A 13,192-nucleotide genomic window follows, 5' to 3' on the forward strand; every position below is an offset into this window, starting at 1 on the left:
CGAGACCGAACACGACGAACCACCGTCGCCACCACAGCGACGGATCACATCATTGACACCATGAACAACATCATTGAAGACTTGGAAACTCAGGAGGTACTCGCTCGTCATGACGAGCGTAACCGCTACGAAGAAGTCGAGATCAACGATCGGAAGGTGATCTTCCGTCATCGCAGCATGCGATACCTATTCACAATCGAACAGTTCGTGAAGGCGATTGAAGATGCGTATGCAAAGAGAGGCAATACAAAAGGTATTCGTGAATGGGTAGATCGAAAGGGCTGCTTGCAGACTCACAAGTACCCGCTCGGAAAGAAGTATTACAGCAAACTTAACGGGTGGCTGGAACGCTATCGAGAAGGAACGCGGTACTCACCACACGTTGAAGCGTTCCATGATGCTTGCAAGGAGCTTGGCATCATTGGCCAGCGACGCTTCTGGTTCGGTGAGCCGGGCGATACCGATGCGCAGCGCGATAAGCCGTATACGGACTGGTTCAATGAACTCATCGTGAAGATCCACGAAAAATGTCAGTCGCGCAGGTTCAAGGAGCGCATGCGTCTGATCGAGGTTCACAGGCTGCGCAGCTTTGATCGCGTGATAGCGTTTGGAGAGGAACTGTTCTCGGAAGAGAACGGGCGAGCATGCTGGCTGGTGATCGAACTGACGCTGCAATACGAATCGAAGTATCGTGGATCAATCACGCTGGACGATGTGATGAATCACCGCGATAAGTTCTTCCGGGCACGCTGGTCCGAGAGTAACTTGATGTCATGCATCAAGGCTTACGCTTGGGCTATCGAAGAAGGAGAGGACACGGGGTTCCATCTGCATGTCGTGCTCTTTTGCCTGCCAGTGACGAAAGACGACGAAGCGCTTGCGAATCAGATCGGTGATTTCTGGAACGAAGGGGTGACAGACGGCCGCGGCAAGTATTGGAACAGTAACCGTGCAAACCTGAAGCCTCGTTACGAAAAGTATGGTCACGGTGTCGGCGTGGGCCTGATCGAGCATGGCGCCCGCAAGATGCGCACGGCGATGCTGGTAAATTTGCTTTATCTGGCAAAAGCGGAGCAGCAACTGCAGATCAAGGCGGGGGGCAACGTCCATACGTTCGGCATGAGCGATGTACCGAAGAAGGTGAAAGCGGGACGTCCTCGTAAGGGTAGCGTCGTTGATGTCGAGAACAATGACGTTGGTCAGTTCTGGGGCATGCAGATGGAAGGCGTGGTCGTGCAGCAAGGCTCGGCAAGCGCTGCAGAAGGCTCTACAAACCGCTTCTGCAAGTCGGGAGTGGCGTGGCCCTTCCCGATAGAGGCAACGTTGTTAAAGGCCTCAAATCGAGCGTAATTGTAAAAGAGAAGAGCCAGAGTGACTGGCTCTCGTCACGGAGGTAGTGGTCGACATGAGTTTCACGTGGTGTGGCCTCGTGCTGGAACGCACTTGCACGAGGCTCGCTCGGAAACTGTTAGAGGGCTCGAATCGCGCTGATCACGCCCGCGCCGAGTGCGCGTGTATTGAGGAGTTTCCCGCTGCCGTTCTGTAACGAAACGCCTAGTTTTGCAGCAAGTTCTCGCAGTGCGGGCTTGGCCGGCAATTGGAGCACGCCATCTCGCTCGACCTCGATGGTGCCGGTATCGCGGCGACGGATGACATGCGCACCATAAGTCACTTCATCCGCTACGCCAGAAGTGGCCTCGTATTGAATCGTATCTGCACGCGGCATGTGACTGATGATGGCGTCAACGGCGGCCAACGTACGCGGCCCCCATTGGTTCGAGAGCGCATAAGTCTTGCCGTCTATATGAAACAACTCGTCATCCGCCGTAAAGTAGCGTGTTTGTTCGCCTCCGATTGCGTTCTCTAATCCGGCTTCGTCGAGGGTGCCGTCAGCGGACAGAAAGAGATTGCCTCTCCACGGCACTGAGCTCTCGATAGCGCTTACCGGTACGCCTTGCTTGAATGCCTCACCGACGATGGCATGAATGAGCCGGCGCTTTGGAAGATTTGGATACGCGTCATCGCCGATCGTCAAATCGTAGCGGGTCAGATCTCGTTCTGACTCCCGTGCGGCTTCCTGCTCGAGCGATTTTTCCCGAACAGCAACCTGATACTGCTCCGCTTCCGGGAGAGGTATGACCTGCTGTATGTCGAGCAATACTCGGTCGGCAATCTGGTGCGGTCGCATCTGCACGCAGCGAATGTCTAGCCGTTGTTTGTTAAGCCACAGGACGGTAGTCGTCAGCTCGGTCGAAAAGTCGGCTGATGCCAGGATAATGCGCACCTTATCCGACAAGGCGACGTTGCCCTCTTCCACACCGAGGAACTCTCGAATCACCTGTTCCGCATCTTCGTCTGACCCGATCGACTGGAGATATTTTCTGTGCGCGGCAACAGCTTGCTCGAATCGCATCGTCGAAATCATTGCCGCGTATCGCAGCGCTTGCAACTCCATGTGGCCATCGTTGTCACGCTTGAGCTCTACGACTACGAGCTGAGCCTGATCGTCAAGGCACAGCAGGTCGATGCGCCGGTTCGCCCCGACCCAGTCTCCAAACTCTTCCGCAAGCACCATTGTTTTGACGCTTGGCGTAATCGCGGCTATGTGCGCACGGATGGCTTTCTGGATGTTCTGACGCTCGAGTATCCCGAGCTGCGTGAACGTCTGAGGCCTGATTTCTTTGAGGCTTTCGCCGGTCATCTCGTACAGCGCCATCAAATTTCCCCGTATGAACAGTGGCAGTGTTCGCCACAAATGCGTGAGATCATGCAGATGTTCCGCACCCGGCGCGCTAGGCGACTTTCAGGAACGCGTCGCGGTGGCAAACGCAAAGACCATTGTAGTCTTCATCCTTCGGTCAGAGATGCTTGCGACAGGAACGGGATCTCCGTCACAAACTGTGGCTCTAGCAGCCTGACACTCGGAAACGCCCCGGCGATGCTGATGGCGCTTCGCATTCGCCCGGCGCCGCCGACTTGCATCCATAAATGAGGGGACATGCATGGACAACTAAGCAAAGATGTCGGTCTACAGGCATTTGCCCAAAATATGGGCAAATCACTTTTTCGATACCGGTGAACTACTGCTGACTACGCTGCCGAAGTGTCGGGAACACGAGGAGGAGAGTCGGCGAGACGGAACTGATGGCAAGCTTTCATTTGCGATTCTGGACGGGCAGCAGATCATGGCCGGTCTGAGTATTGCCGGCAAGAGCAGTTATCTACTCTGCACTAGTTGCTCGTGTGCTGAGCCGATTCAGCAGCGCTTCGGGACCGATAGCTGGATCGAGATCATCGACGTACAGGGATTCGCGCAAGCCGTTTGTCGAGCGGTGGGGAGCGATACGCGCCCCATGTTCGTGCCGTGCCGCTACTTAGTGGACAAGTCGGTGACCATCAACGCGGCTTCGCCTATCGCGGATGACTTTGCCGAGATGTGCGAAGCCGTAACGACAGGTAAGACAGAGAACATCAAGCAACTATTTTACGAAACCAACGCGCGGCTCAGGGCGAGGGCCGAAGCCTTTGAGCATGATGTTTACTTCCTGAAGCCGGCGGACCCATATCAGATTGAAGAAGAGTTTCGCTTTGTCTGGACCGTTGATGCAGCAGTGTCCGGGCCAAAGGTGTTCGACTGCTCCGAAGCCAGGCAGTTCTGTCAGCCGGCCCGGCTGGCGGGCTGAGGAAAAATACGCAATAAGGTACAGCGAGCCAGCGGCTGCGAGGAGGCCTTTGCTTCTCCGGCGTACCCTGAAGATCCGCACTTGGAAGCCGCCATCGTGACCGCCCTGATTCGAATGTTGCCCATGAGGCCGTTTCGGCCGACCGCATCGGTCGGCAGTCGGCCATGAGCTGCCGTTCGACAATGGCTCGTAGATCGTCGACAATTGACCGCGTTTCCGTAGAAAACTACTGACCGAGGGGCCATTTGCTATGGAATTCGAGCACGCTCTCGTCGTTGGCGGTACCGGCATGCTCGAGAAGGCAAGCCGTTACTTGTCTGATCATGCATCACGCCTGACATTAGTTTCCCGGAATGGCGAAGGTGCTCGAACACGATTGGGTCTGCCTAGAGTCAATTACATATCGGCGGACTGGACCATGACCACAACGTTTCTCGACAAAGTGAAACCAGTATTCGATCTTTGCCCGGTCGATCTTATCCTGTTGTGGATGCACCGGTCCGGCTACGATGCGAGGCTCAGTATGCTCGATATGGCGCGCGGATCGAACTGTCGCATCATTGACGTGCACGGAAGTGGTGTTGGCGATGCCCTGGCAAAGGTCGAGCAACGTCGATTTGATGCGGGCCAAGCGGGTTGCCGTTACAACGCCGTGTTGCTGGGCACTGTCAAGGATGGCGGCGAATCGTCGCGCTGGCTAACCCACGATGAAATATCGGCGGGCGTTATAAAGGCAATAGAGGCTAAAAACGACGTTATGGTTGGATATGTCTGACCAACTGCCCCAGGCGATTGTCTGCTTTCAAGCGATGCGAACGACAGCTACGGTCGCGTGCTGCCGATCACGGCCTCGCATGGTTGAAGCTGCGCAGGCCCATTGCATGAGACAGCACCCGAACCGAATCGCCCGCCGGTCGCGTTCCGGCCGTTTTACTTTACTTCAGTGACGAAGTTATCGCGGCTGCGCCGGACTTTCTTCAAGTTCACAAGCCAATCACCTTCGGCTGCTCGATATCCAACCGGCAGCATGACAACGCTACGCAGGTTCTTCGATTTCAAATCGAGGATCTCATCGACCGCTACCGGGTCGAATCCTTCCATCGGCGTAGCATCAACATCTTCGAAAGCTGCTGCAATCAAGGCAGCGCCGAGGCCAATGTAAGCTTGCCGCGCGGCAGCGTGATAATTAGCCTCCGTTCCTCGATCGGCAACGATACCTAGTAACATCTGGCGATAGTTTTCCCAGCCCTCGTTTTTGAAACCTCGGACTTCGTTGGTGAGATCGAACATCATATTGACGCGATCAGCAGTGATGTCGTCCCATGCAGCGAATACCAGCAGGTGCGAACAGTCGGTCACTTGCGCCTGGTCCCAAGCCACTGTCCGAATCTTTGCGCGGATGTCCGCATTGCTGACTACGAACAACTCAAACGGTTGGAGCCCGCTTGAGGTAGGTGCCAGCCGCACCGCTTCAACGATACGTTCAAGCTTATCCGCAGGCACGCTTTTCGTCGCATCAAACTTCTTGGTTGCATAGCGCCACGCCAGTCTTTCATTTACTGCTGTCATTACATTTGCCTTTAGGTGTGAATCTGCAAGCCGATATCGGACCGCCGTTTCAAGATCAGCAGACGAGGACATGGCCTCTGCTCACCCCTCATAGACGCAGCCGAAAACACAATTTTGCCGACATCCTAACGTAAAGAGCGTAAAGAGCGCCTGCCCGCAGACAGGCAAGCACCAAGGGGGCCGCTTTCTGAACCTGTCTGGTCGTCACCATTGCAGGCGGGCAAGATCGGCCGAGGCCGTGTGAAAACGCAAAAGTGCTCGGTTTTCGGGTGTCGCTTTACCCTTCCCGAGTCGCCACCAGGCCGATACGCGGCGATCTGAAGGGGCGACTTTTGAGAAGCCTTCGTGCGGCGCGAGTTTTCACACGGCCTCGGCCAAAAGCCGACGTCCATCGATGTAGGTCGAATCGCCGACAATCGGTTCCCTCGTGGTAGGGCCGTTCTCGTGCGGCGGTTGCGCACCCGCCGCATGCCGCGCCTTGTCAAACCGTACCTATCAGCGCTCGGGAACGACGTCGAGCGGTGTAGCCAAGATTGCAATCGTCGCTATTTTTTTCTTCAAAACGTTGTGTAGACTCTTATCTCGGAAAAGAACTGCTTACGTGCCAATGGCATTATTTTTCTGTGATTTCGTTCAGGCGCGCGCCTAAGGGACAGCAAATCAATGGACAAGAATACCCAGGCTGCCGCTCCGGACTCTATCGGGCAGAAAATCACAGAATTACTCGCTGCGATTAACTCAAACGACCGCCTTGCAGTTCGAGCGTTTCTGGATGAAAACGTCGTTTCCCCGCCGGCTTCGCAGAAATATCCTGCCCGAAACGATCTCGAATGGTTGCTTGGCCTTTTCCGAATTACGCAGGGCGTGGACTTACTGTCCGTGGCCGAAGATACGAGTAACTCGACGGTGGTGGTCACCGTCGAGGACCGAGTGTACGCGGGATGGCACGAAATTCGATTGATTATGGAATCTGGTGGGTCAGGACGCATATTCGAGATGACCGCGAGGCCAACTCTCACGCGAAACGCAACTCGGACACAACTGGCCACGACGGATTTGGCTGAGCAGGCGCTCGAACTCTGCGTGAAAGGATTCAATGCCGGTGTGTTTTCCGGGGCGGTGCTCATCGCGCACGGGGGTGAGGTTCTGTTCGAATATGCATGTGGTCACGCAAACAAGCGCTTTCACATCAATAATGGTCCGGATACCAAATTCAACCTGGGGTCCGCGAACAAGATGTTCACTGCCGTTGCGCTCGCGCAGCTGACAGAAACCGGTCAGCTCAGTTTTGAGGACTCTCTCGACAATTATCTGAGCGATGAGTGGCTTCCTGCCTCCGTGTCGAGTAGGGTAAAAATAAGACACCTTCTTACCCATACCTCTGGCTTGGGAAGTTACTTCAATGAGACATTTTTCAAGACTTCCCGCGACCTTTTCCGCAGCATAGACGACTTCAAAGTACTCGTTCGAGACGACAGCCTTGCGTTCGAGCCTGGAAGTGAGTTTCTATACAGCAACAGCGGTATGTTGCTGGCAGGTGCCGTTATTGAACGGGTAACTGGTGCGGACTACTTTAGTTATGTTCGCGATCGAATATTTGTTCCGTGCGGAATGTTTGACACCGACTGCTACGACATCGACGACCCCATCGAAAATCTCGCGATGGGCTATGTTCCCACATCGCAGAATCGGTCCGGGTGGCGCGAAAACATATTCACCCACGTTGCCAAAGGCGGACCGGCAGGCGGCGGTTTCTCAACCGTTCGAGATCTTCACCGATTCGCCACGTCGCTCTTGTCCGATCGCCTGATCAGTCGCAAGACACGTGATTTGCTGTGGAGAGATCACATCGGGGCGCAGTATGGGTACGGATTTTTTGTGTGTGGTGAGGGGAGCGACTTAAAGGTCGGCCACGCTGGTGGTTTTCCGGGCATCAGTGCAGACTTCGAGATTCAACTGAATGGCGGTTTTGTTACAGTTGTGTTGTCTAACTACGACCTTGGAGCATTGGAACTATCACGGCGCCTACACGAGCTAGTTGACCAAATACATTTTTGAATTGTCTCGATTCTCGCAACTAGCTGCCCTCCGCTGAATCTGCTTCAGCGGCCGGCACGACCGTCGAAGATGAAGTTTGAATGTCCGCTCTGGAATCCGTCGAAAGACCGCTGTGGGTCGGCTCATACCTTTTGCATCGGGCGCGCGACCAAGATGAGCGTCACGCTCGGTCGTCGGGCGCTGATCGGCCCACTTTGAGACGTTCGACACGACCGGCCGAACCGTTGACAATCAGCCTTCGAAATTCTCTTACTTCAGACTGACGCAGAAGAGCTATGACAGCAACTGTTACTGATATCTCGACGCTCGTCCATGAATTTTGGACACTCATGGGTTCAAACGACTTTGCGTCAGTCGAGTCAGTGCTAAGCGAGCAATTCATCCTCGAATGGCCCCAGTCGAACGAACGCATCAGAGGCGCGGCGCGGTTTGCGCAAATGAACTCGGAGTACCCGGCAGAAGGGCCCTGGCGCTTTACGGTGAACCGAGTCGTCGCCAACACCGGTCATGAAGCAGTATCCGATGTGACCGTTACCGACGGTGCGTTGACGGCGCGAGCCATATCGTTTTTCTCAGCCGAAGCCGGGAAGATTACCAAGATTGTCGAATACTGGCCCGAGCCTTATGCTGCGCCCGTCAATAGAGCGCATCTTGTTGAGCTCATCGACGAGAAGAGCCCATATTGACTGCTGTCTCGTGGCTAGATCACCGGCACGGACCGGCCGAGGCCGTGTGAAAACGCGCTCCGCACGAAGCCTTCTCAAAAGTCGACCCTTCAGATCGCCGCGTATCAGCCTGGTGGCGACTCGGGAAGGGTAAAGCGACACCCGAAAACCGAGTACTTTTCCGTTTTCACACGGCCTCGGCCAGAAGGCGACATTCACCGGTACACTAGGAATTCGATACTTCCCTATATTCGAACCAGCCGTCGGCAAGGATGTCCTGGATGAAGCTTTGGAGCATTCGCGACTACGTGTTTTTGCTTTCAGCGCAATCGGCGTCCACCTTGGTCGGTGCGGGTATGAACGTGGTCTTTCCGCTGTTGATCCTGAAATTCACCGGATCGATGGCTGCCGCAGGGGTGGTGGGTGTCTTGAGGTCCGCGCCTTACTTATTTTTGAGCCTACCATTAGGGGCGCTAGTCGATCGATGGAACCGCAGACACATCATGATGGCGTGTCAGACCGGGCGGTACATCTGCTTTTTCGCCCTTGGCCTAATGGCACACTACGGCGTGGTCAATCAGTGGCACATTTACTTCGTCTGCATAGTGGACGGCATCTTGTTTGTATTTTTCAATATCGCTGAAGCGGCAGTCCTGTCGAGCGTAGTGCCCCGCGAACTGCTGTCTCAGGCATCTAGCACGAACGAGGCTGGCTTCGGTACAGCGATGATTCTCGGGCCGGCTGCTGCGACTTTGGTCTATCAAATCTTGGGGATTAGCGGGGCGCTTTTCGCCGGCGCTTTTTGCTACCTTCGTTCCTTCATCCTCCTCAAGATACTTAAGACCGAACTAAATGTTTCGCGTGTGGAAGCGCGACGTTCCTTGACGGAGGAAATTGCGGAGGGAATTCGATGGCTTTCAGGTGCCCGTCTGGTTCTTTTGCTTGCATGCATTATGGGGGGCCTGAATTTAATCAACGCCGCAATGCCGCTTTTGGCAATCACTGTGGGACAGCGTTTGGGCGTCAGCGATACGTCGATTGGGACGATGGTCGCATGCGGAGGTATCGGAAGTGTTCTCGGGTCCATTTGCGGCACGCGTTGGTTGCGTCTCCATGGTTTTGGCCGAGGCGTGGTGCTGGCCACCTCGCTCCATGCGATTGCCTTTGGTGCGTTGTTCATAGCGACAAATCTGCCGAGGCTTGGCTTAGTTTATGGGCTAGTCGAAGCGTTCTACTCTATCTACGCCGTTATGCAATTCGCTTACCGTGTTAGGTCCGTGCCAGAGCAGCTTCAGGGAAGGGTCAACAGTGCATGCCGATTAATAGCCTTTTCTTTGTATCCCCTAGGTTCGGCGCTCGCTGGGATAATCTCCGAATACTGGGGCGTACGAGTTTTATTGACTCTTTTTACAGCGGTCGCGGTTCTGCTGGCTTGTACTCTATCGCTCAGTCGGTCGATCGCGCCTACACGGCATGAAGGTTCTGTTCGGGAAGGCTTACGAGAATGATTGTGATCCTGCGGGAACACCGGCTGGGCGATATCTGTCGCGCGGTGTTCGCTGAAGGATATTTCGAATCGGCAAAATGAGTGAGGTAGCGTTTATGCATGTCCCGGCGATGGCAACCGCCCCTGCCCCCTTGCTGTGAAGGGCCGCTTTCTGGAAACCCGAAAGTCCCCTTCGGGTCGGTTGCTGTCCTCCGTGAGATGCGCGGTTTGAGAGTTGTGGCCCGCGCTGGAATTGGGCAGAGGTCGGCCCAGCAAGGGACCTTCGCCCGGGGCGTCTCTCGGACATTCAGGAGGCCGCCTCGGTAAGCGGCCATTCGATCGCTGACAATCGGCGTCTCTGTCAGACATTGCCGACATTGAGGCGGGTTGGTTTCTACTTCAGCAATGCAACGGCGCATTGCTGACATTGGCGGCATCCTCCGCTACCTCCTTACTTCATGCGCCTAAGCATGCCGAGGGGGAAGCCGCCGCCGACGCTGTTGATGACGTCCTGCCACTTGTCACAGGCGAAGATGACCGAAGCGTTCTTGGAAGTCACCCGGATTGCACCGTCCTTGTACTGTCCGTGGAGGTCACCAGTTTGGCCAGTTTGAGTGATGTCAACGCCATCACCAGCACGAGCGATGACGACCGGCGCCGTCGTCCCGTCGGACCAGTTGCCGACGTATTCGTGTGGCTGTTCGTCATGCGGGCCGGCCACGATCGACAGCGGCTCGACAAAAGTTAAATTCGCCGCTGGTAGGCGCGCATCCTCAGTCGTAAGCTGTCGCTGATCAGAACGCGAGGAGGGCTCTCGTGAAGAATTCCGAAAGTAAAGAAGACCCCGGGCAGGCGCCGGAGCACGCGCGACCCCGCACCTGGACCTCTCGGCAGATTATTCCGAAGGTCAAGCGGCCCTCGAGCGGGCACCGAAGCACGCGTGGCCCCCGCATCTGGGCCCGGCTGCTCATTCCAAGGGGCAGGCGGGGAAGCGGGCCGCGAAAGCACGTGTGGATCGGGCACCGCGCCACCGGGGCGGCCGGTCTTTTCCTGCTGCTAATCTATGCGGCGTTGCCTTCGATGCGACACGCCGGGACAGACCTCCTTGATGAGGCCGCCGGAGGCTTGCTGCGCGATCTGGGCATCGCGCTTATGGTCGCCGCAGTCGTGGCGAGGCTGTTCGACACGGTGTATCACGAGAAGATGTTCGGTGACCCCGTGCGCGACCTCAAAACGTCAGTGAATGAGACGACCGCAGATCTGCGTGATAGGACGCGCAGAGTTTCTGCGGCCATCGAAAAGACCGTATGGGACATGCGGAGGAAACAGACGAGCCGCGATACCTCGTTAAGGAAACAGTATGACCAGATGGTCGAGAGCTTATCGCTGCTCTCCCGATCGAGCGCCCTGGGAGTGGTTGGATTCCACGAACGGAATCACTACTTCAGGGAAGAACTCGGCAAAGCCCTGCGAAGCGCCGAGCAGCACTGCTGGATTGTCGGACGGACACACAAGGAGATGCTAGGCGCGCAGGACGAGGGTAAGGGGTGGCTAGTGGAGGATCTGGAACGCAAACTCAAGGCCCGGCCGGACTTTTCGCTGAGGATCCTGCTCGCCAACCCTTTTGATCCTGTTCTGGAGCCCTCGCAGACGGACATCGAGGTCGACCGAACCGTGCCCCGGACACGCAATCCCGCTCGCGTGCCGCTGCACGGTTTTGAGGATGCGCGCAAGGCAATCTACCAGATACTGGACACCCTGAAACCCCATCAGACGATCAGGCCGACCGAGGTGAATCAGAAGAACAGGCGCATCGAGGTGAAGCTGCTGCGGACGTTCGCGGTCCCTTATTGCATGCTCATGACGGAGGAGCGCGTGTTTGTCGAGCACTACCTTCCGTCGCGCGAAGGTGGAGCGTTATTCATAACCTCAATTGTGCGCAAGGATCAAGCGCGCGAACAGGCGCCCTATGATTGCTTCAGGAGCGACTTCAACAAGCTCTTCGAGCATGGAGAGGATTGCGATACGGTGCTTGAACGGTTCAAAGAAAGAAAGATCGACCAGTATTCGGACGACCCCCGCGGGCTGTCCGTGGAGCACAGGTATCCCGGGCTCGAACAAGCGATAAAAGACGCGCGGGCCCTGAATGGCAAGCCCGAGGAACTGACGGGCGAGGCTGATTCAGCCGAGGGGGGGGTGACCCCTTCTGATCAAAGGTATCCCGGGCTCGAACAAGCGATAAAAGACGCGCGGGCCTTGAATGGCAAGCGCGAGCAATTGATGGGCAAGGCTGATTCAGCCGAGGGGGTGGTGACCCCTTCTGATTTCAGGAGCAACCGCGTTACCACCGACCAGCAAACCGTCTATGCCGACGTCATCCGCTACATCAAGGGCCATCGCGGCAAGATCAAGACAGCTATCGTCCTGCAGTACTCCGCCGTGAAAGTCGAGGACGTTCTAATCGCGCTGATGGACGCGGGGGCAACCATTTATCTCTTTGTGCAGTCGCCAAAGATCGCCGATCCCGAAATGAAGATGCAGTCCGCGCGAATCCAGGCCCAGCGCAGTCACCTGCCCAAGGTGCTCATACGCCGCATCACCCAGGGGAAGTGCAAAATTTTCGAATATCGTCCGCGCGCCACCTTGCGGGGCATATTGATCCCGGGCCATCTTCTCGCTCTCGGTCCTTACATCTACCAGGCATCGCCGACTTCCTTTATGGAGGCCGATCCGTTTCCCGACGATAGGATCGAGATCAAGGGCCACGACGCGCCGGGCATGCTCTACTGGTATGACTCGCCTGAGTACCGTGTTTTCTGCGACGCGTACCTCGATCTCGTTGAGAACTACGCGCGCGACACCACTGCACAAGTGCGCACCATCCCCGATGACTTTCTGCCCCCGCAGGAGCGCTCGGATGGCCAGGCAGCGGCGGTAGACGGCGGAACCTGAACGTGTGCCGTGATGGCCGGTCGACCCGCCGCCACGGTAAAAAGCGCCCCTCATCGAAGAGGGGCGTTGGAGGTGCCGCTGACACGCGGGCGGCGATTCAGCTAGTGCAGCACGAGCCTGTGCGAATTCTGCAGTCAGCCGGCCAACCTGAGCTTAAGACGGTTTCATAAAGACTGCTGACGCCTAAGAGTGTTCCAGATCAAGCAGCAGCGAAGTTTGAGGAACGCTTCGTGAATGTCAGCGCGACGTTCGAAGCGAATACGTAAGCGACGAAAATGATGCAGCTGTGCTGATGGGTGGTGTTGTGCGATGAAGCTACGTCGCACAGGCGAAGCGCGTCAGTGCGGCAACCCACATACATGACTGTCGATGCTCGCATGTTTTCAATGTTGCAAACGATTGGATTAGCGGCAATGCGCTGAATGGCGTAGAAAATGCCTTTTGTTGCGCGATCCGTCATGCGATTCGACGGAATTCGAGCGACGCCCGCTGGCCGCTATGCTTCGAGAAGCCGCCGCTGTGGCCGCTAGGAGGCATTTGACCGAAACGGGTCGTGTTGAGACCCTTGCCTCCACCCTGCAGATCGGCGAAGAACCAAAAAAAAACAGGAGCTGGCGAGTATCTGGCTCCTGCCAGAAATTGAACTGTCGCGCATGCCGATAGTCCTCATGTCGTCAGCATTGTTCTTGCCGGCTGTTGTCCGTTCTTTCGCTGGCAAAAGTCGTGTCAATGATTGCGAGCGTTGATCGCCTTCATCAACTCCTCGTCGGCATCGCGCG

10 protein-coding genes and 1 pseudogene are annotated in these 13,192 nt (G+C 56.1%); 7 read left to right on the plus strand and 4 right to left on the minus strand.

The features are described from left to right. Nucleotides 1-60 precede the first annotated feature (60 nt). Entirely contained in the window at nt 61-1,350 is a 1,290-nt protein-coding gene (locus OKW45_RS32805) for a YagK/YfjJ domain-containing protein (RefSeq protein WP_429473031.1), read from the plus strand. A 118-nt stretch (nt 1,351-1,468) separates the two neighbouring features. On the opposite strand, the gene OKW45_RS32810 is transcribed toward OKW45_RS32805, so the two are convergent. Then, nucleotides 1,469-2,716: a hypothetical protein gene (locus OKW45_RS32810; protein WP_429473032.1), complete on the minus strand. Its 1,248-nt coding sequence runs from the start codon at nt 2,714-2,716 to the stop codon at nt 1,469-1,471. 304 nt (nt 2,717-3,020) lie between these two features. Between OKW45_RS32810 and OKW45_RS32815 the strand changes: the two genes are divergently transcribed. Together OKW45_RS32815 and OKW45_RS32820 are read left to right on the plus strand one after the other, a co-directional pair. Beyond that, the gene (locus OKW45_RS32815; protein ID WP_429473033.1) at nt 3,021-3,683 is read left to right on the plus strand and encodes a hypothetical protein; all 663 of its coding nucleotides are present in this window, start codon (nt 3,021-3,023) and stop codon (nt 3,681-3,683) included. A gap of 250 nt (nt 3,684-3,933) precedes the next feature. Continuing rightward, a complete protein-coding gene (locus OKW45_RS32820; RefSeq protein WP_184038757.1) occupies nt 3,934-4,458 on the plus strand; it encodes a Rossmann-fold NAD(P)-binding domain-containing protein in 525 nt (174 codons plus the stop codon). A gap of 155 nt (nt 4,459-4,613) precedes the next feature. Here the strand turns inward: OKW45_RS32820 and OKW45_RS32825 are convergent, their stop codons facing one another. After that, nucleotides 4,614-5,252 carry a nitroreductase family protein gene (locus OKW45_RS32825; protein WP_429473034.1) on the minus strand — a complete coding sequence of 213 codons (639 nt, stop codon included), beginning with the start codon at nt 5,250-5,252 and terminating at the stop codon, nt 4,614-4,616. A 663-nt stretch (nt 5,253-5,915) separates the two neighbouring features. Here OKW45_RS32825 and OKW45_RS32830 point away from each other — a divergent pair. The 3 genes from OKW45_RS32830 (at nt 5,916) to OKW45_RS32840 (ending at nt 9,483) form a co-directional block, all read left to right on the plus strand. Further along, entirely contained in the window at nt 5,916-7,310 is a 1,395-nt protein-coding gene (locus OKW45_RS32830; protein WP_175158571.1) for a serine hydrolase domain-containing protein, read from the plus strand. A 275-nt stretch (nt 7,311-7,585) separates the two neighbouring features. Beyond that, nucleotides 7,586-7,996, plus strand: a complete 411-nt coding sequence (locus OKW45_RS32835; RefSeq protein ID WP_429473035.1) for a nuclear transport factor 2 family protein — start codon at nt 7,586-7,588, stop codon at nt 7,994-7,996. A 260-nt stretch (nt 7,997-8,256) separates the two neighbouring features. Further along, complete coding sequence (locus tag OKW45_RS32840; RefSeq protein ID WP_429473036.1) at nt 8,257-9,483, plus strand: MFS transporter; 1,227 nt, start codon at nt 8,257-8,259, stop codon at nt 9,481-9,483. Between the two features lie 429 nt (nt 9,484-9,912). Here the strand turns inward: OKW45_RS32840 and OKW45_RS32845 are convergent, their stop codons facing one another. Next, on the minus strand, nt 9,913-10,182 hold the full coding sequence (locus tag OKW45_RS32845; protein ID WP_429473037.1) for a hypothetical protein: 270 nt from the start codon (nt 10,180-10,182) through the stop codon (nt 9,913-9,915). A gap of 95 nt (nt 10,183-10,277) precedes the next feature. Here OKW45_RS32845 and OKW45_RS32850 point away from each other — a divergent pair, with 95 nt between their 5' ends. Next, nucleotides 10,278-12,413, plus strand: a complete 2,136-nt coding sequence (locus tag OKW45_RS32850) for a hypothetical protein (RefSeq protein WP_429473038.1) — start codon at nt 10,278-10,280, stop codon at nt 12,411-12,413. A gap of 164 nt (nt 12,414-12,577) precedes the next feature. Here the strand turns inward: OKW45_RS32850 and OKW45_RS32855 are convergent. Further along, nucleotides 12,578-12,703 (minus strand): annotated as a pseudogene (locus OKW45_RS32855) (IS5/IS1182 family transposase); the annotation flags it as partial. Nucleotides 12,704-13,192: the final 489 nt, after the last annotated feature.

This window comes from Paraburkholderia lebeckiae, from assembly GCF_050436225.1.
Classification (GTDB): Bacteria; Pseudomonadota; Gammaproteobacteria; order Burkholderiales; family Burkholderiaceae; genus Paraburkholderia; species Paraburkholderia tuberum.